General features: G+C 67.3%; 17 protein-coding genes. 8 read left to right on the forward strand and 9 right to left on the reverse strand.

The genetic code is table 11. From position 1 onward, the window contains the following. Positions 1–7 precede the first annotated feature (7 nt). From OZ671_RS00345 to OZ671_RS00355, 3 genes are all read right to left on the reverse strand, one after another. The gene (locus tag OZ671_RS00345) at positions 8–1,390 is read right to left on the reverse strand and encodes an aspartate aminotransferase family protein (protein WP_268858849.1); all 1,383 of its coding nucleotides are present in this window, start codon (positions 1,388–1,390) and stop codon (positions 8–10) included. A 70-nt stretch (positions 1,391–1,460) separates the two neighbouring features. Continuing rightward, on the reverse strand, positions 1,461–2,366 hold the full coding sequence (locus tag OZ671_RS00350) for a siderophore-interacting protein (RefSeq protein WP_038310347.1): 906 nt from the start codon (positions 2,364–2,366) through the stop codon (positions 1,461–1,463). Positions 2,367–2,568: 202 nt separating this feature from the next. Continuing rightward, positions 2,569–2,997 (reverse strand): hypothetical protein, encoded by a 429-nt coding sequence (locus OZ671_RS00355; RefSeq protein ID WP_268858850.1) that lies wholly within the window; start codon positions 2,995–2,997, stop codon positions 2,569–2,571. Positions 2,998–3,011: 14 nt separating this feature from the next. Here OZ671_RS00355 and OZ671_RS00360 point away from each other — a divergent pair, with 14 nt between their 5' ends. Genes OZ671_RS00360 through OZ671_RS00370 form a run of 3 tightly spaced genes read left to right on the forward strand, consistent with a single transcriptional unit; the run spans position 3,012 to position 6,487 of the window. Further along, the gene (locus tag OZ671_RS00360) at positions 3,012–3,953 is read left to right on the forward strand and encodes an ABC transporter permease (protein ID WP_268858851.1); all 942 of its coding nucleotides are present in this window, start codon (positions 3,012–3,014) and stop codon (positions 3,951–3,953) included. 17 nt (positions 3,954–3,970) lie between these two features. Beyond that, positions 3,971–4,783 (forward strand): ABC transporter permease, encoded by an 813-nt coding sequence (locus OZ671_RS00365; RefSeq protein WP_442957040.1) that lies wholly within the window; start codon positions 3,971–3,973, stop codon positions 4,781–4,783. A 48-nt stretch (positions 4,784–4,831) separates the two neighbouring features. Beyond that, entirely contained in the window at positions 4,832–6,487 is a 1,656-nt protein-coding gene (locus tag OZ671_RS00370) for a dipeptide ABC transporter ATP-binding protein (protein ID WP_268858853.1), read from the forward strand. Positions 6,488–6,585: 98 nt separating this feature from the next. Here OZ671_RS00370 and OZ671_RS00375 read toward each other — a convergent pair whose 3' ends face one another. Together OZ671_RS00375 and OZ671_RS00380 are read right to left on the reverse strand one after the other, a co-directional pair. Further along, complete coding sequence (locus OZ671_RS00375) at positions 6,586–8,157, reverse strand: ABC transporter substrate-binding protein (RefSeq protein WP_268858854.1); 1,572 nt, start codon at positions 8,155–8,157, stop codon at positions 6,586–6,588. 362 nt (positions 8,158–8,519) lie between these two features. Continuing rightward, positions 8,520–8,996, reverse strand: coding sequence for an AAC(3)-I family aminoglycoside N-acetyltransferase (locus OZ671_RS00380; RefSeq protein ID WP_268858855.1), 477 nt, complete (start codon positions 8,994–8,996; stop codon positions 8,520–8,522). Between the two features lie 268 nt (positions 8,997–9,264). On the opposite strand from OZ671_RS00380, the gene OZ671_RS00385 reads away from it, so the two are divergent. From OZ671_RS00385 to OZ671_RS00395, 3 genes are all read left to right on the forward strand, one after another. Continuing rightward, complete coding sequence (locus OZ671_RS00385; RefSeq protein WP_268858856.1) at positions 9,265–9,489, forward strand: hypothetical protein; 225 nt, start codon at positions 9,265–9,267, stop codon at positions 9,487–9,489. A gap of 324 nt (positions 9,490–9,813) precedes the next feature. After that, a complete protein-coding gene (locus OZ671_RS00390) occupies positions 9,814–10,053 on the forward strand; it encodes a hypothetical protein (RefSeq protein ID WP_268858857.1) in 240 nt (79 codons plus the stop codon). 105 nt (positions 10,054–10,158) lie between these two features. Further along, positions 10,159–10,422, forward strand: a complete 264-nt coding sequence (locus tag OZ671_RS00395) for a hypothetical protein (protein WP_268858858.1) — start codon at positions 10,159–10,161, stop codon at positions 10,420–10,422. 241 nt (positions 10,423–10,663) lie between these two features. Here the strand turns inward: OZ671_RS00395 and OZ671_RS00400 are convergent, their stop codons facing one another. Genes OZ671_RS00400 through OZ671_RS00415 form a run of 4 tightly spaced genes read right to left on the reverse strand, consistent with a single transcriptional unit; the run spans position 10,664 to position 15,783 of the window. After that, entirely contained in the window at positions 10,664–12,322 is a 1,659-nt protein-coding gene (locus OZ671_RS00400; protein ID WP_268858859.1) for an ABC transporter ATP-binding protein, read from the reverse strand. Next, complete coding sequence (locus OZ671_RS00405; protein ID WP_268858860.1) at positions 12,322–13,158, reverse strand: ABC transporter permease; 837 nt, start codon at positions 13,156–13,158, stop codon at positions 12,322–12,324. The genes OZ671_RS00400 and OZ671_RS00405 overlap by 1 nt, the downstream gene beginning before the upstream one ends. Positions 13,159–13,174: 16 nt before the next feature. Beyond that, entirely contained in the window at positions 13,175–14,197 is a 1,023-nt protein-coding gene (locus OZ671_RS00410; RefSeq protein WP_268858861.1) for an ABC transporter permease, read from the reverse strand. After that, positions 14,194–15,783: an ABC transporter substrate-binding protein gene (locus OZ671_RS00415; RefSeq protein ID WP_268858862.1), complete on the reverse strand. Its 1,590-nt coding sequence runs from the start codon at positions 15,781–15,783 to the stop codon at positions 14,194–14,196. Before OZ671_RS00415 ends, OZ671_RS00410 begins: the two co-directional genes overlap by 4 nt. A 458-nt stretch (positions 15,784–16,241) precedes the next feature. Between OZ671_RS00415 and OZ671_RS00420 the strand changes: the two genes are divergently transcribed. Next, positions 16,242–17,132 carry an AraC family transcriptional regulator gene (locus tag OZ671_RS00420; protein ID WP_268858863.1) on the forward strand — a complete coding sequence of 297 codons (891 nt, stop codon included), beginning with the start codon at positions 16,242–16,244 and terminating at the stop codon, positions 17,130–17,132. 65 nt (positions 17,133–17,197) lie between these two features. Further along, the gene (locus tag OZ671_RS00425; RefSeq protein WP_268858864.1) at positions 17,198–17,578 is read left to right on the forward strand and encodes a nuclear transport factor 2 family protein; all 381 of its coding nucleotides are present in this window, start codon (positions 17,198–17,200) and stop codon (positions 17,576–17,578) included. Positions 17,579–17,581: the final 3 nt, after the last annotated feature.

Below are 17,581 nucleotides of genomic sequence, written 5' to 3' on the forward strand. Positions count from 1 at the left end.
GCGCCGCTCAGGGCCGGCGTGCCAGCTCGTCCGCAGCCTGGTCGAGCGCCCGGCGCAGCCGCTCGCAGGCAAGGTCGATCGTCTCGCGCGTCCAGATCAGCGGCGGCGACATGACCAGGGTATCGCCGATCGCCCGCACCATCAGGCCGCCGGCAATGGCATGATCGCGCACGATCAGCCCGGCCGAACCGGCCGGCTCGTAGCGGCTGCGCGCGCCCTTGTCCCTGACGATTTCGATCGCCGCCATCAGGCCGATGGACCGCGTCTCGCCGACCAGCGCATGATCGCCGAGGCGTTCCTTCAGGGCCTTGCTGAAATAGGGGCCGGTATCGGTCCGAACCCTGTCGACGAGCCCTTCGCGCTCCATGATCTCGAGGTTCTTCAGCGCCACCGCGCAGGCGACCGGATGGCCGGAATAGGTATAGCCATGCGTGAACTCGCCGCCTTTCTCGACCAGCGTGGCGGCGATCCGATCGCCCACCAGCAGGGCCGACAGCGGCTGATAGCCTGAGGTCAGCGCCTTCGCCGTGGTGATCGTGTCGGGCTCGATGCCGAAGGTCTTGGCGGCGAACCACTCGCCGGTGCGGCCGTAGCCGGTGATCACCTCGTCCAGCATCAGCAGGACATCGTATTTCCGGCAGATCGCCTGGACTTCCGGCCAATAGCTGGCCGGCGGGATGCGCACGCCGCCGGCGCCCATGACCGGCTCGCCGATGAAGGCGGCGACCTTGTCCGGGCCGGCCTCCAAGATGGCGGCTTCCACGGCGCGCGCCGCCCGCAGGCCGAAGTCATGATCGCTCTCGCCGGGCTCGGCCAGCTCGAATGCATAGGGCGGCATGACATGGACGATGTTGGGCACGGCGCCGCCGAGCTGCTTGTGCATTTTGGCCATGCCGCCGAGCGAGGTCGCCGCGATCGACGAGCCGTGATAGGCGGTCGTGCGCGAGATGACGATGTTCTTCTCGGGCTTGCCTTCCAGCGCCCAGTAGTGGCGGACGATGCGCAGCGCCGTGTCGTTCGCCTCGGACCCGGACGAGCCATAGAAGACCTGGTTGACATGGGCCGGAGCCAGTTCGGCGAGCTTGCCGGACAGCAGCACCGGCGTCGGCGTGGCGCAGGCGAAGAAGGAGTTGTAGAAGGGCAGCTCCTTCAACTGGGCCGCCGCGGCTTCCGCCAGCTCATGGCGGCCGTAGCCGATATTGACGCACCAGAGGCCGGCCATGCCGTCGAGGATCTCGGCGCCTTCCGTGTCGTAGACGAAGGGCCCGTCGCCGCGCACGATCATGCGCGCGCCCGCGGCCCGCAGCTCCTTGTGGTTGCTGAACGGATGCAGATAGTGCGCGGAATCGATCTTCTGCAACTGCTCGCGCGAATAGTTCTGGTAGGTCACGGAAGACCCCTTTCTGTAATTGTCGGATGGCAGGTGGGACGCGGCGGATCGGCAGCGCGGAGCCGCCGGCTCAATCCAGAACTTTGCCGAGACGCCAGTAGCCCATCAGGTTGACGAGCCGGCGGTCGATCGCCCGTTCTTTCACGAGATAGTGCCTGATGCGGCTGACGGCGCCGGTTTCGCCCGCGACCCAGGCATAGAACGGCGCGCTGGTGGCTTCCGCGCGATCCCACAGGATCTCGCCGTCATGGTCGAAATCCTGAAGCGTGTCGCCACGCGCGGCGGCGGGAGGCGGGAGCCGGGCCTTGCCTGCGGCCGCCACCATCAGGTCGCCGTAGCCGGCGGCGCCTGTCGCCGTCTCGCGGGCAAGCCATTCCACCGACAGGCCGTCGAAAGCGGGCAGGTCCAGGCGGTCGGCCGCGGTCGGCACCTCGATGAAGGCCTGCACGGCAGGCGGCCGCTGTCGGGCCGCCAGGCTCTCGATGATGCCCGCCACGGCGGGGAGGGCCGTCTCGTCGGCGATCACCAGGATGTCGCCGGCTTCGCGCGGCGGCTTCCATTCGAAGCCGCCGCGTTCGCCCGCATGGTCCCGGCGCGGCGCCGCGATCTGGATGGCGTCGCCGACGGTGGCGCGCAGCGCCCAGCGCGAGGCCGGTCCGGCATCGCCATGCAGCACGAAATCGACGTCGACCTCACCCTGGCCGGCGCGCAGGTCGCGAATGGTATAGGTACGCATCGGCACCCTGTCCTTGGGCGCGGCCGCCCGATAGACGGCATACCAGTCCGGCCGGTCGGGGATTGCCGGGGCGCGGCCGTCGTCGGCCGGGAAGAACAGCTTGATGCGCTGGTCGGGCGCATAGGTCTCCATGTTCGCGACACCGGCGCCGGCGAAAGTCAGCCGGACCATGTGGGGCGACAGCAGCCGCTTTGCCGCCACCGCGACATCAAAGATCCCGTAGGGAGCGTTGCCCGACATTGGTCCTGCCTCTGCATTGGCGCGGCGGACCTGCGGCCCTCTCCGGCACGCCTATTCCTGGCATAGAAATTTGCGATCGACAATCGCAATTTTTTTGGTCGAGATAGGAGTTTTCTTGGCAGATATGCTCTGCCGCGACGACAGGTAATCAATTGAAATATTGGCTATTTTTTTCATATTTTTGTGCTTTTGATATCGCGGATCAGATAGAGGAAGGCGATCTGAAAACTGTGGCCGCGACATGGTGAAATGCGGCGTTGATCGCGTCCGGTTTTCCCGCGAGGCGATGGTGCGCGACGGCGAGGAGATGTGGGCCGGAAATCTCGTTTGTTTTTTTCAGTTTTTTGCCCAATCTGTCTGGCGATCTGCTATTCTTATTTTCAATAAAAATCATTAATTTCAAGCAGTTATGAAATAGAGTGGAGTTGCATTGAAAATCCTTGGAAACGATCGTCGATCGCATTATAAGGATCGCAAGGCCGCCGATGCGACGTGGCTGCCGCCATGGCGGCAAGAAGAGGGGAACCGTTGAGCAGTGCGCCTTGGCGGCTGCCGATATCCGGCCCGGCGGGCACGCCGCGCCGGCGTCCGCCCCTTCGATCCAGGCAGCGCCGACCGGCGGCAGTGACAAGGAGGGGCAAAGTCATGGGCCGATTCCTGGCGGGGCGCATCGCCCAGGCCGTTCCGACGCTGATCATCGTGTCGCTTGCCGTGTTCTTCCTTATGCGGCTCATTCCGGGCGACCCTGCCGCCGTCATGCTCGGCGACCTCGCGACCCCAGATCAGGTCGAGGCCACGCGCCGGAGCATGGGACTTTCAGGGCCGCTCGCGCAGCAATACTGGGTCTGGATCGGCGCCATCCTGTCGGGTGATTTCGGCAGGTCCATCACCACGGGCGATCCGGTGCTGCCGCTGATGCTCGGCCGCTTTGCCGTTTCGGCCGCCATCGTCGTCGCGGCGATCACGCTGGCCGCCCTGATCGCGGTGCCGCTCGGCATGCTCGCCGCATGGCGGCAGGGCAGCCTCGCCGATCTCGGCCTGGTCGCCGGATCGACCCTGCTTTTGTCCCTGCCGAGCTTCTGGCTGGGCCTGATGATCCTCCTGGTCTTCGGCCTCTGGCTCAAATGGTTCCCGATCGTCGGCTACGTGCCGTTCAGCGAGGACCCGCGCCAGGCGGTGCTCTTCGTCGTCATGCCGATCCTGACGCTGGTGCTGGTGGAGATCGGGCCGATCGTCAGGATGGCGCGTGCCAGCACGATCGAGGTGGCCCGGCTGGAATATATCAGCCATGCCCGCGCCAAGGGTTTGTCGGAGCCGGCGGTCGTCTGGCGCCACGCCTTCAAGAACGCCTTCGCACCAACCTGGACGCTGCTCGGCCTGATGCTCGGCAGCCTGCTCGGCGGCATCGCGGTCACCGAGACGGTGTTCACCATTCCCGGGCTCGGCCGGCTGCTGGTCGAGGCGATCTATGCGCGCGACTACCCCGTGGTGCAGGGCTGCATCCTCTTCATCAGCTTCAACTACGTGCTGGTGAACCTCGTCGTCGATCTCTTCTATCCCTATTTCGATCCGCGGCTGTCACGATGATCCGCATGTTCCCCAGACTGTCCCGCGGTCGCGCCAACGCCATCATCGGCGGCGGGCTCGTCGTCCTCCTCGTGCTTGTCGCGCTCGTCGGCCCGATGGTCGCGCCGTTCGATCCTCTGAAGCTCAACCTGCGCTCGGCGCTGAAGGGGCCGTCCGACACCTTCCTGCTGGGCGCCGACGAGTTCGGCCGCGACGTCCTCTCGCGGCTGATCTACGGCGCGCGCAACACGACCTGGATCGCCTTCGCCAGCGTCGGGTTCGCCGTCTTCTTCGGCCTGCTGTTCGGCGTGCTCGCCGGCTACATGCGCGGCTGGTGCGACCGGGTGATCATGATCCTCAACGACTCGCTCCTGGCCTTCCCGGGGCTGCTGCTGGCGCTCGGCATCATGGCGGTGAGCGGGGCGAGCCGCGACGCGATCATCGTCGCGCTCGGCATCGCCTATGTGCCGGCGGTCGTCCGCGTGTCGCGTTCCAGCGTGCTCTCCATCCGCGAGCGCGAATATATCGAGGCCTCCCGGGTGATGGGCAATGGCGAGCTCGTCACCATGCTGCGGCACGTCCTGCCCAATTGCGTCGCGCCGATCACGGTGCTCGCGACCACCATGTTCGGCTGGGCGATCCTGGCGGAGAGCGCCCTGAGCTTTCTCGGCCTCGGCGTGCCACCGCCGGCGCCGAGCTGGGGCAACATGCTGTCGACGGCCCGGCCCTACATCACGCAGGCGCCTTCGCTGATCGTCCTGCCGGGCCTGTGCATTTCGGTCACGCTGCTCGGCATCAACATGCTCGGCGATGCCCTGCGCGACTGGCTCGATCCCAAGATGCAGTCGTGACGCGGGCACTGCACGCTGCCACCCCATTCTCGTCGTGACGGGTTCCCGATGACAGACACGTCCTCTTCGTTGCCGGTCGTCTCGGCCGGAAATCTCTCCGTGACGATCGGTCCGCATGGCGCGAAGCTGGTCGACAATGCGAGCTTCAGCATCGCGCCGGGCGGCATGCTGGCGCTCGTCGGCGAGTCCGGCTCGGGCAAGACCATGGCGGCGCGCGCCATTCTCGGCCTTCTGCCCTCGCCACTGATGCCGGCCGCCGGCAGCAGCATCATGTTCCAGGGCACCGAGCTCGTCGGCCTGCCGGCGCGCGCCATGCGGTCGATCCGTGGTGCGCGGATCGGCATGGTGTTCCAGGAGCCGATGGTCTCGCTCAATCCGGCCATGACGATCGGCGAGCAGATGGCCGAGGGACTCGTCCTGCACCGGCGGCTGGCGGGTGCCGAGGTCCGCGAGCGCTGCCTGGCGATGCTGGAGCGCGTGAGCATCAAGGATCCCGTTCGCTGTCTCGGCGCCTATCCGCACGAATTTTCGGGCGGCATGCGTCAGCGCATCATGCTGGCCTCGGTCATGCTCTTGAAGCCGGATCTGCTGATCGCCGACGAGCCGACCACGGCGCTCGACACGCTGGTGCAGCGCGACGTGCTCGACCTGATGGTCGAGTTGACGCAGGAGAACGGCACCGCCGTGCTGCTCATCAGCCACGACCTCGGCATGGTCTCCCACTATGTCCGCGACGTCGTGGTGATGCACCGCGGCAAGGTGGTCGAACAGGGCCCGAGCAGCACGGTGCTGAAGGCGCCGAAACACGACTATACGCGCCGCCTCATCGACGCCTTGCCCCGCCGCTCGGCCGGCGGGCCTCGCGGCCAGGGCCCGGGCCGTCCCCTGGTCGAGCTTCGCGACATCGTCATCGACTATCCCGGCCGCGCCCGCCTGTTCGGCCGGGCCGAGGGCAAGCGGGCGGTCGACGGCGTCGACCTCACGATCCGGCGCGGCGAAACCCTGGCGCTGGTCGGCGGCTCGGGATCCGGCAAGACCACGCTCGGCCGGGCGATCGTCGGGCTGACCGGGATTACCGGTGGCACCATCACCTTCGACGGCGAAACCATTGCCACGGGCGGCGCGGCTGCGGGGCGCGCCGGCCGGCAGGACATGCAGATCGTCTTCCAGGATCCCTATTCCTCGCTCGACCCGCGCCAGCGGGTCGGCGACATCGTCGGCGAGCCGCTGAAGCTCGACCGGTCGCTGGATGCGCGCCGGCGCCGGGAGCGGGTGCGCGAGGTCTGCGCCGAGGTCGGGCTCGGCCCCGAATTCCTGGCGCGGCTGCCGCACCAGCTGTCCGGCGGCCAGCGCCAGCGCGTCGCCATTGCGCGCGCCATCGTGCGCCGACCCAGCTTTGTGGTCGCTGACGAGCCCGTCTCGGCGCTCGACATGACGATCCAGAAGCAGATCCTCGGGCTCGTTCGGCAATTGCAGGAGCGCTACGGCTTTGCCTGCCTGTTCGTGTCCCACGACCTCGGCGCGGTCGAGCAGGTCGCCGATCGCGTGGCGGTGATGCAGGACGGGCGCATCGTCGAGATCGGCGACCGGGACGACATCTTCGACCGTCCCCGGCATGCCTATACGCGGCGGCTCCTGGACGCGGCGATGCTGCTCGAGCGCAGTTTCAGCGCGGCCGCCGCCGGGCCGCAGACGGCGGCCTGATCCATCGCGGCCCATCGCCTGCGGGCCAGTCCTCGGGGAACAGGACGGGCGGGGCTCGCATGAGCCCCGCCTGTTTCGTGTGGCGGCCGCCCTGGAGCTCAGGAGCGCAGCCAGACGCCCCAGGCGCGTGGCTTGTCTAATGTCCAGGTCTCGTAGTTGACGAGCCGCGGCGAGATCGCCTCGATCGCCGGATAATAATAGAGGCCGAGGATCGGCACCTGCTCGGCCATCATGGCCTGCAGCTGCCGCAGCAGCCCGCGCCGCTCCTCGAAGTCGGTGGCCGCCACGGCGCGGAGATAGAGTGCGGTCGCTTCGGCATTGTCCCATTGGGCGGAGGCGACCTCGGCCTTGTTGCCGATGATCATGCCGTAGATCACCAGCGGGTCGGTCCGCGAAGCATAGCCCCAGGACTGCAGCTGGAAGCGACCGGCGAAGAAGTTGTCGAGCTGGGCCGCCCAGTCGATCACTTCCAGCTCCACCTTGAGCCCGATCGCCGTCAGCATGGCCTGCACCAGAACGGCGTTTTCGTACATGCCGATATAGCGCTTGTTGGTCTGCAGCTTGATGACCTGGCCACGATAGCCGGCCTCGGCCAGCAGGCGCTGGGCCGCCTGCGGATCATAGCGCGGCCAGTTCAGGAAGGACGGGTCGAAATAGGCGCTCGACTGCGGCACGCCGGAGGGGTTGAAGCTGATCAGGCCGCCGGTCTTGGCCGAGGTGATTTCGGAGAGGTCGAGCGCGTGCGCGATGGCCCGGCGCAGCTTGACGTTGGACAGGAGCGGGTCGTTGGTCTGGATCAGGATGGCCGACAGCGACAGGCCCGGCGCCGACTGGACGACCGCGCCGCGCTTGCGGATATCGTCCATGCGCGAGGCCTGCAGAGTCGAGACGACGTCGATCTGCCCGGCAAACAGCGCGGTTTCCGCCGCCGTCTTGTCGGGAATGATGACGAAGCGCACCTCGTCGACATAGGCCGTGCGATTGCCGCTCATGCCGTCGCGCGGCCCGCCCGCGGGCACATAGTCGGCGAAGCGCTCCAGGGCGATGAACTGCTCCTTGCGCCATTCCTTCAGCTTGAACGGGCCGCTGCCGATGGCCGAGCCGGCGATCCAGTTGCCGTCGGGCCCGACATTTTTCGGGCTCGCCGCCCAGATGTTGCAGATGACGTCGGAGAGCCGGGTCAGGAACAGCGGGTTCGCCGCGTCCAGGCGGAAGGTGACGGTGCGCTCGTCGGGCGCCTCGACGGCTTCCACCTTGAGGCCGCGTGACCCGTCGAAATTGGCCGCGCACAGCCAGGGAGCGCCGTTCCGCCCGGCATTCATGCGCCGCTCGAACAACCACTTGATGTCGCCGGCGACCACCCGGTCGCCATTGTGGTAGATGGCGCCCTCGCGCAGCTTGAAACTGTAGGTCTTGCCGTCGGGCGATACCTGCCAGCCTTCCGCCAGCGCCGGCCCGACCGTCAGGTCGCCCTTGGGGGCTACCAGGGCCTCGTAGATGTGGTGCAGCACGGTGTCGGTATTGTTCTCGCTGCGGCTCGCATCGAGGCTGCGGATGTCGCCGGTCAGGGTGATGCGCAAGGTCCCGCCGCGCTGCGGCGTTTCGGCCCGGGCGGCGCCGGCGAGAAGCGCCAGTGCGCCGCAAGCCGCAATGACATGTCTCAGTTTCATTCCTACCTCCAGATGCCCGCCGCATGCGCTGATGGAGGCCGGTCGGCCTGTCCGCTCGCGGACCTCAGTCGTGCTGTTGCCGGGCCGGTTACGATGCCGGAAAGGCTGCGTCAGCCCCGCCAGGATGGCCACTATAGTGCGATCGACGATCGCAAAAAAGATGGGCCGGGCGAAAAAGCGGAACGACGGCGCCGATGCGGCGTTGGAGATATAAAATATTGATAATGCAGTAAAAAATAACAAATCGACATGGCATCTATCCATGCCGCCAGTCCGCGATCGAGCCGGCGCCCGTCTCGAAAACTACCTGGCCCTGCGCCATGGTCCGGACGGCTGCAGCCAGGCAGGCGGCGTGGGGCAGGTCAATCGTCGACGGCGATATCGAAGTGCAGGACGTCCTCGCGCGCGCCCAGCTTGTCGTAGAGGGCCACGGCGGCCACGTCGCCGCGATCGGCCTGAATGAAGATGACGTGTGCGCCGCGGAGCCCGGCCATCTGGCGCAAGGCATCGATCAGCGCCGTCGCCATGCCGCGGCGGCGATGAACCTCGCTGACAGCGAGATCGTAGATATAGATTTCGCTCCTGGCCCGTTCGAGCTTGCCGAGTTCATAGGCGACGAGACCGCCGATGACCTGCCCGCCAAGACAGGCGACCAATACGATCACGTGATCCTTCGCGAGAAGGCCGGCGAGATAGCCGTCGGTCGGGGGCGCGCCGCCGTAGGTCTCGGCATCCTCGAAGGCGACACCGAAAAGGTGGTTTAGCTCGCGCGCAAGGTCGAGGTCGGCGGAGCCGAGACGGCGAATGACGGCGCATGGGCTGGTCCTGACCCGGACCATAGCACGGCGGCGTCCATCGCGGCCGGCCACCGAGCGTCGCAGGGCAGGGCATGGCATTAATCGGAATTGCATCGCTGCAATTCATTGTTTTCGATTCGATTATTCCCGTTTTGCGAATGCAATTTTTCTGGAAAGCGCCTGGTGCGCCTGCGGGGCCGAACCTATCTCCACCGCGTCGGCGGCGGACACATCCCACGACGCAGCAAGCAAAAAGCATCCCGGATCTGGCGTATCCCTCCCACCACCGGGTTCTCACATGGAGACTGTCATGAAGAACCTTGTCCTCGCCGCGGCTCTCGTTGCCCCTTTCGCCTTCGCGGTTCCGGCTCTGGCTCAAGGCGCCGGTGATGCTTCCGGCTATGTCGGTGCGTCGATTGCCGCCAGTTCCGCGTCAGCTCAGGCCCGGGAATTCTCGGCCCGCCACATTCCCGTGGCAGGAGCGCAGCTCGACCGCGGCGCCGTGTCGTCCTCGGCTTTTTCCTCTTCGAACTGACGGGCCATCCGTCCCTGCGGGGCGGACGCGAAATCCGCCGGGGCGCCAGGGCCGAACGCCCCGGCGTCTTGTTTTCGAGAGCCAACGGGCGCTGCGCGGTCGATGATCCTGGTGCTTTCGCCGAATTGTCAAATTTGCGACAATGCATTCATCATCGGATTGTGATCGATATTGGAATGCATTTTTTCAATTTACCCACTGGCGGATCAGCCTGACACCGCCTATCTCACCAGTGTCGACGGCGGACACCTCCCGCCGACACCGAAACATCAAATCCGGATCTGGCGTGTCCCTCCCACCCCCGGATTTTCAATGGAGACTGTCATGAAGAAGTTCGTTATCGCTGCCGCGCTCGTCGCTCCCCTCACCGCCGCCGTGCCGGCCCTTGCCCAGGGCGTGGGTGACGCTTCCGGCTATTTCGGCGCCCCCGCCATCACGACCGCCGCTCCGGTGGAGGCGCGTGAGTTCACCGCCCGTCACCCGGCTGGCTATGTCCCGGCCATCGGCCAGGTGCAGGTCGACCGCGGCCAGGTGCCGTCCTCGGCCTTCTCGACGAGCAACTGAGGTACACGGCCTCGTCCGCGGACCGTCTAGCCTTTTCGTCCAACTGATTTGAGCGCCCCTCGTCGAGCCGCCCAGTGCTGCGAGGGGCTGGATATGGAGACCATCATGAAAAAGTTCATTCTTGCCGCCGCCCTTATTGCTCCGCTCGGCTTGGCTGCTCCCGCCCTCGCTCAGGGCGTGGGCGATGCCGGCACCGGCAATGCCGGCAGCACCTTCAGCGCCTCGGGCTACACCACCTATGTGCCGAGCCACGCGCGCGAGTTCAGCGACCAGCGCCAGCATCGCGGCCGGGCCGGCACGAGCGAGCTCGAGCAGAGCCTGATCGATCGCATGCAGGTTCCGGATCCGAGCCGCCTGCCGGCCTATTGATCCGCCGATAGCTGTCGCATCGCCATCAACGCCGGGGTTCGCCCCGGCGTTTTTTTTATGCGCGCCAAGCCGTTCGGGTTCTGCCGTCGGACATGTCCCGCGCACCGCGTCATCGCGCCAGCCATGGCGCAGTGGCGTGGTGGTGCTGTCCGTGCTGTCGCCGAAACGCGGCGGCTCGCCGATGTCGGCGCGGGCAGCGTCTGGATGGCGCGTTTCAGCGCCCCAGAACGAAACGACCCTCTCAGGCGATGAGGGCCGGTGCAGTGGGCGTGCCGCCGGGCCCCGCGAACAGCCGGCGCCCCGGGATCGCCGCCAGCAGCTCGCGCGTATAGGCGTGAGCCGGCGCGGCAAAGACCTTCCGGGTTTCGCCCTGTTCGACGATCTCGCCCCGGCGCATCACCACGATGCGGTCGGCGATTTCGGCTGCGACGCGCAGGTCATGGGTGATGAAGACCATGGCAAGGTCCATTTCCTCCCGGAGCTCGCCGAGCAGGGCGAGGATATGGGCCTGCACGGAGACATCGAGAGCCGAGACCGCCTCGTCGGCGATCAGCACGCGCGGCTTCAGCGCCAGCGCCCTGGCGATGCAGATGCGCTGGCGCTGGCCGCCCGAAAATTCGTGCGGATAGCGGTCGGCGGCACTTTCGTTGAGCCCGACGCGGGCGAGCAGCCGGCGGGCGTCGGCAAGCGCCTCCCGGGCCGGCGTGCCATAGGCCATCGGGCCGCGGGCGATGGCATCGCCCACCTTCTGGCGCGGATCGAGGGCCGCAAAGGGATCCTGGAAGACGATCTGGATGTTGCGGCGCATGGCCCGCATCGCTTTGCCGCGCAAGGCCAGGAGGTCGTTGCCGGCATACCTGACCGCGCCATCGTCCGGTTCGATGAGGCGCATGATCATGCGGCCGAGCGTCGACTTGCCGGAGCCGGATTCGCCGACCACGGCGACGGTCTCGCCGGGCCGCAGCGCCAGCGAAACGTCGCGCACGGCCACAACCCGGCGCGGTGGCCGCAGCAGGCCCTGGCGGGTCACGAAGGTCTTGTTGAGATGTTCGGCGGTCAGCAGCGCTTCGCCGGCGAGCTGCCGCTGAGGCCGGGTCTGCGGCCGCCCGCCGGGCACGGCGGCGATCAGGGCCTTGGTGTAGGCGTGGCGCGGCCGGCTCAGCACCTCGTCGACGCTGCCCTGTTCGACCACCTTGCCGTCGCGCATCACGACCACGCGGTCGGCGATGTCGGCGACGACGCCGAAATCGTGGGTGATCAACAGGACGCCCATGCCGCGTGAGGCCTGCAGCTCCTTGATCAGCGCCAGGATCTGCCGCTGGGTCGTGACGTCGAGTGCCGTCGTCGGCTCGTCGGCCACCAGCAGGGCTGGATTGTTGGCCATGGCCATGGCGATCATCACGCGCTGGCGCTGGCCGCCCGAAAGCTGGAACGGGAAGCTCAGCGCCAGTGTCTCCGGCTCTGGCAGGCCGACGGCTGCGATCAGGTCGCGGACGCGCGCATCGAGCGCCGGGCGCGCCGGAACCGGCCGCTGGTGGGTGATGATGGCTTCTGCGATCTGCTCGCCGACGCGGGTGAGCGGGTTCAGCGCGCTCAGGGGCTCTTGGAAGATCATCGCGATCTCGCCGCCGCGCAGACGGCGCATGGCGGCTTCGTCCGCCCGCGCGATGTCGGTGCCCTTGAAGCGGACCGAGCCGGCGGCGATCGAGACCTGCTGCGGCAGGAGGCGCAGCAGGGCATGGGCGGTCATCGACTTGCCCGAACCGGATTCGCCGACGAGACAGACGATCTCGTTGGCGGCGACCGTCAGCGACACGTCCTCGATCGCGAAGGGGCGGTCGGCGCCCTTCGGCAGGGCGATCGAGAGGTTCTCGACGGAGACGAGAGGGGTGGCGGCCATCAGTGCCGTCCTCCACGGGCGATGCGCGGGTTGAGGGTATCGTTCAAGCCTTCGCCCAGCAGGTTGATGGCGAGCACGGTGAGGAGGATCGCAACGCCCGGAAAGACGCTCATCCACCAGGCCTGGCGGATCACGGTGCGCGAGGCGCCGACCATGAAGCCCCAGGACATCAGATTGGGATCGCCGAGCCCCATGAAGCTGAGCGCGCTTTCGATGAGAATGGCCGAGGCGATCGTCAGCGAGCCCGTGACGATGATCGGCGACACCGCGTTCGGCAGGATATGGCGCAGCACGACAGCGAGCGCTGTCTGTCCCTGGCAGGCGGCGGCCTGGACGAATTCGCGGCCGCGCAGGCGCAGGAACTCGGCACGGGTCAGCCGCGCGAGCGGCGGCCAACTGACGGCGCCGATCGCGAAGACCACATTGACGAGCGAAGGGCCGAGTGTCGCCACCAGGAGAATGGCGAGGATGAAGCCCGGTATGGTCTGGAACAGTTCGGTGAGCCGCATCAGGGCGTCGTCGACCGCGCCGCCCCAATAGCCGGCCACCGCGCCGACCAGCACGCCGATCAGGACGGCGGCGAGCGTCGAGGCGATGCCGATGGTCAGCGAGACCCGGGTGCCGTGCACGATGCCGGCGGCGATGTCGCGGCCGAGCGTGTCGGAGCCGAGCAGGAAGCCGTCGCTGAACGGCGGCGCAAAGGGGCGGCCGACCATGTCCCAGGGATCGTCCGGATAGAGCAGGGGGGCGGCGAGCGCGAGCGCAACGATGACCACGAGGATGGCGAGGCCGATCATGCCGCTGGGGTGGCGCAGGAAGGCTTTGAGCGTGTCCATGGCGGGAGAGCTCCGTTCAGGACCGGGCGCGCGTGGTGACGCGCGGATCGATGGCGCGATAGATCGCATCGGTCAGGAGGTTGATGATGATCACCAGCACCGACATGACGAGGAAGATGCCGAGGAGCACCGGATAGTCGCGCTGCAGGACGGCATCGTAGGTGAGCCGGCCGAGGCCCGGCCAGGCGAACACCGTCTCGACAACGACCGCGCCGCCGACCAGCGCGCCGGCCTGCATGCCGGCGACGGTCACGACCGGCAGGATCGCGTTGCGCAGGATGTGCTTGGCGATGATGCGTCCGCGCGTCAGGCCCTTGGCGCGTGCCGTCTTGATGAAGTCCTGGTGCATGACCTCGATGACCGAGGAACGCATCAGGCGCGTGTAGATGGCCAGATAGACCGCCGAGAGCGACAGCGCCGGCAGGGCGAGATGGCTGAGAATGTCGAGGGCGCGCCGCAGGGGCGGCATGTCGACGCCGATGGTGGCGTAGCCGAAGGCCGGCAGCCAGTCGAGCTGGACCGAGAAGAGCAGCACCAGCATGAGACCGAGCCAGAAGACCGGCATGGCGTAGAGCAGCAGCGCGACGACGCTGAGCAGGGTGTCCGACCAGCGACCGGCCCGGACGCCGGCGAGGGTGCCGAGCACGATGCCGGCGATGAGCGCGAGCAGGAACGCCGTGCCGGTGAGCAGCAGGGTTGCCGGCATGCGTTCGGCGAGCAGGCTCAGCACCGGCCGCTGCTGGCGGTAGGAATAGCCGAGATCGACCGTCAGGACGCGCTTCAGGTGTCCGGCAAGCTGGATGAGATAGGGTTTGTCCAGGCCGTATTCCTGGCGGAGCTGGGCCAGCATCTGCTCGTCCGCCGCGCCGGTCTGTCCGGCCATGACCTGGGCGGGATCGCCCGGCGCGGCGCGCACGATGACGAAGCTGACCGTTGCGATCACCAGCACCACGCCGATGAACTTGACGAGCCAGGCGAGGACGGCGAAGGCGGCCGCAACGATGCGGCCGCCCTCTGCCTTGCGTTCGACGTGACTCATCCGAGCGTCACCTGGCCGAACGTGTCGTGAACGCCGATGCCGGTCGTGATGACATTCTTCAGCTTCTTGTCGATGAAGTTCGGGAAGTCCTGTTCGATCAGCCAGACGAGCGGGCAGTCCTCGACGACGATCTTCTGCACCTGCGAATAGAGCTCGCGGCGCTTGCCTTCGTCGAGCGCGACGGCCGCCTCCTCGAACAGCCGGTCGACCTCCGGATTGGAATAGCCGGCCATGTTGGAGAACAGTACGCCCTTGCGAATGTTCGAGGAGACGTAGCTGCGCGAGACACCGAGAGCCGGATCACCGAACTGGTAGAGCAGGTTGAGCGTCGCCTCGTATTCCCAGTTGGACACGCGCTCGGCCCAGCCGGCAAGGTCGAGCCCGTGCAGCACCACCTCGATCCCGACCCGGCCGAGCGACTGGCGGATGAACTCGGCCATGCGCTGCCAGATCTCGCCATAGGGCGGCACGAGGAAGTTGATCGTGGCGCGCTTGCCGCCGGCACCCGGCTTAAGCCCCATGGCATCGAGCAGCGCTTTCGCCTTGTCGAGCGAATAGTCGTAGGCGCGGACATTGGGCTCATGGAACGGCGTCTTCGACGAGACCGGGCCGGTCGCCTCCTTGGCAAGGCCGAAGAACACCCGCTGCTTCATCGCCGTGCGGTCGATGGCGTGGGCGCAGGCCTGGCGGAAGCGCTTGTCGTTCATCGGCGCGACCCGGTTGTTCAGGTCGAGCCACAGATGAGGAGCGAAGAACTCGTAGCCCTTGGTGGTCATCTCGACATTCGGCAGCTTCTGCAGGCGCTGCACGTCGAAGAACTCGACGTCGGTCCACTGGGTGAGCTGGACGACGCCCTTTTCCAGCGCCACCGAACGGGATGCGGCGTCAGGGATGACGCGGTAGAAGATCTCGTCGAGATGCGGCTCGCCGGGCCGGTAGTAGCCGTCGTGCCGGACGAGATGGATGTGCGAGCCGCGCACCCATTCCTTCAGCTTGAACGGGCCCGTGCCGATGGCCTGGGCATTGGCCGGGTTCTTGCGGAAATCGGTGCCTTCGTAAATGTGCTTCGGCAGGATCGGCGCGGTGGTGCAGTCGAACGACGACAGGAACGGAGCGAACGGCTGCTTCAGCGTGAAGACGACGGTCAGCGGATCGGGCGTCTCGGCCTTTTCGATGCGCTGGAACGTGCCGCGGGCGCGCGGATGGGTCTCGGTCAGCACGGTCATGACCGAGAACACGACGTCGGCCGAGGTCATCGGCTTGCCGTCGTGGAAGGTGATGTTGGGAAACAGCTTGAACGTATAGGTCAGCCCGTCCGGCGACACTGTCCAGGACTGGGCAAGGCCCGGCATCGGCTTCAGGTCGAAGCTGTAGCGCAGCAGGCTCTCATAGATCTTGCCGCCGAGGGTGAGGGTGGGCTGCTGCTGATTCAGGGCGGTGACGAGAATCGGCGGTTCCGGCTGGATGATGGTGTTCAGCGTGCCGCCGCGGGTCTGCCCCACGGCCCGGCTGACGCCCCAGGCGATGTCCCCGGCCCCGGCCACGCCGGCGGCCGCCATCAGCTTGGCGAAGTCGCGTCTGTTCATGCTGGGTTCCCCCGTTTCTTCCGGCCGGCGACGGCCGGGCCTTGTCCAGTTGAGATGATCCCGTCGGCCGGGCGGCCGTGCCGCCGCCAACGGGCCGAGTATTGTCGCGATCGGGCCGCCGGCCGCGCGTCGCTCAGGAGCCCGGCGCCTGATCCGTGCGGCCGGGCAACGGCTCACTCGCCCCACGGCGGCGGATGCTTCCGGCCATCTGTTGGCTCATCGTCCGGGGCCTGCAGCGGCCGGCCATCGGCCGCGTCGTCGGAACGCGGCCTTCGCTCATCAGGGCAATGCTGGTCATCTGCGGTTCGAAGGCCCGGATCCTGGTTCTGGCACGGCGCGTGCTTTGAAATTCGCCGGCGAATGGACGATGATGGGGCGAGGGCCCTCGGCAATGAGGGTAGAAGCTCGGCGATCCAACGCCGTCTGTTGAGGGTCAGGATTTGTCGCAGATGGGCCATATGCATCTCCCGCTGCCGGGCCAGCCCCGCCGCATGGCGGGCCCGGCGGCGATCGCCTCCTTTGCCGGTTTCGAGGCCAGCGGCCGCAGGGCCGATGCACTGCAGGACGCCAGCCGTCCGGTCGCCGCCATGGCCGCGACCTATGCCTCCGGCAGCGTCGGCACCCGGCACAGCCATCGGCGGGCGCAACTGCTGCACGGGCTGAGCGGTGTCATGACGGTGATCACCGCCGAGGGCAGCTGGGTCGTGGCGCCGCAGCACGCCCTATGGGTGCCGCCCGGCGTCGTGCACCAGAGCCGCTGCTGGGGCGATGTCGCGCTGCGCACGCTCTACGTCGAGCCGGACGCCGCGGCCGGGCTGCCGGACACCTGCCGGCTCCTGGAGGTCTCGCCGCTGCTGCAGGCGCTGATCAACGAGGCGGTGACGCTGCCGGTCGAGTATGACGTGGCCGGGCGGGATGGCCAGGTCATGGCCCTTGCGCTCGCCGAGATCGGTCGCATGCCGGCCCTGCCGCTGAGTGCGCCGATGCCGCGCGACCGGCGCTTGGCGCGCATCTGCGAGGCGATTCTGCGTGATCCCGGCAACGATCAGGACCTGGAGCACTGGGCGCGGGTCGGCGGGCTCGGTCGCCGTACTTTGACGCGCCTGTTCCGCCAGGAAACCGACCTGAGTTTTGCCGAATGGCGCCAGCAGGTGCGGTTGATGGAGGCGTTGACGCGGCTGGCCGCGGGCGAGCCGGTGACCACCGTGGCGCTCGATCTCGGCTATGACAGCCCGAGCGCCTTCAGCGCCATGTTCCGGCGCACCATGGGTATTTCGCCGCGCGAATACCTGCGCTGGACCGAGCCGAGCGAGCCGGATTTCCGCAAGGCGGCGAGCAGCGAAGCCTGAGCCACGATGGAACCGGCCCGGGATCCAGGCTAGCGTGGCCGGCACGTGGCAGCAGGGAGGCGGCGATGGCAGCGGCGGTCAATAGCGGGGCGGTCTCGGATCTCGATGTCCTGACCCAGCTCAACCTGGACTACATCAATTCGGTGCAGAACGGCGACGTCGCCAGGTTCGACCAGATCCTGGCGCCCGACTTCTTCTGCAGCAATCCCGACGGGACGCTGGTCGATCGGGCGGCGTTTCTCGAACAGACGGCGCGGCCGGTGACGATCAGCGGGCTTGCCGCCCACGACGTGAAGATCCGCCTCATGGGCGACACGGCGATCATCCACGCCGAAACCCGTTATGCGGCACCGGACGGCCGGGCGGCGAGGGGCCGCTATACCGATGTCTGGGCGCGTCGGCAGGGCGAATGGCTTGCGGTGTCGGCGCATGTGACGCGCGGCTGAGCA

It is taken from the genome of Phreatobacter sp. AB_2022a (genome assembly GCF_026847585.1).
Taxonomy (GTDB): Bacteria; Pseudomonadota; Alphaproteobacteria; order Rhizobiales; family Phreatobacteraceae; genus Phreatobacter.

Coding starts and splice junctions, on each gene's coding strand:
- OZ671_RS00350 (WP_038310347.1), bottom strand. CDS start 2,366: ATGTCGGGCAACGCTCCCTACGGGATCTTTGATGTCGCGGTGGCGGCA.
- OZ671_RS00360 (WP_268858851.1), top strand. CDS start 3,012: ATGGGCCGATTCCTGGCGGGGCGCATCGCCCAGGCCGTTCCGACGCTG.
- OZ671_RS00370 (WP_268858853.1), top strand. CDS start 4,832: ATGACAGACACGTCCTCTTCGTTGCCGGTCGTCTCGGCCGGAAATCTC.
- OZ671_RS00375 (WP_268858854.1), bottom strand. CDS start 8,157: ATGAAACTGAGACATGTCATTGCGGCTTGCGGCGCACTGGCGCTTCTC.
- OZ671_RS00380 (WP_268858855.1), bottom strand. CDS start 8,996: ATGGTCCGGGTCAGGACCAGCCCATGCGCCGTCATTCGCCGTCTCGGC.
- OZ671_RS00385 (WP_268858856.1), top strand. CDS start 9,265: ATGAAGAACCTTGTCCTCGCCGCGGCTCTCGTTGCCCCTTTCGCCTTC.
- OZ671_RS00390 (WP_268858857.1), top strand. CDS start 9,814: ATGAAGAAGTTCGTTATCGCTGCCGCGCTCGTCGCTCCCCTCACCGCC.
- OZ671_RS00395 (WP_268858858.1), top strand. CDS start 10,159: ATGAAAAAGTTCATTCTTGCCGCCGCCCTTATTGCTCCGCTCGGCTTG.
- OZ671_RS00400 (WP_268858859.1), bottom strand. CDS start 12,322: ATGGCCGCCACCCCTCTCGTCTCCGTCGAGAACCTCTCGATCGCCCTG.
- OZ671_RS00405 (WP_268858860.1), bottom strand. CDS start 13,158: ATGGACACGCTCAAAGCCTTCCTGCGCCACCCCAGCGGCATGATCGGC.
- OZ671_RS00410 (WP_268858861.1), bottom strand. CDS start 14,197: ATGAGTCACGTCGAACGCAAGGCAGAGGGCGGCCGCATCGTTGCGGCC.
- OZ671_RS00415 (WP_268858862.1), bottom strand. CDS start 15,783: ATGAACAGACGCGACTTCGCCAAGCTGATGGCGGCCGCCGGCGTGGCC.
- OZ671_RS00420 (WP_268858863.1), top strand. CDS start 16,242: ATGCATCTCCCGCTGCCGGGCCAGCCCCGCCGCATGGCGGGCCCGGCG.
- OZ671_RS00425 (WP_268858864.1), top strand. CDS start 17,198: ATGGCAGCGGCGGTCAATAGCGGGGCGGTCTCGGATCTCGATGTCCTG.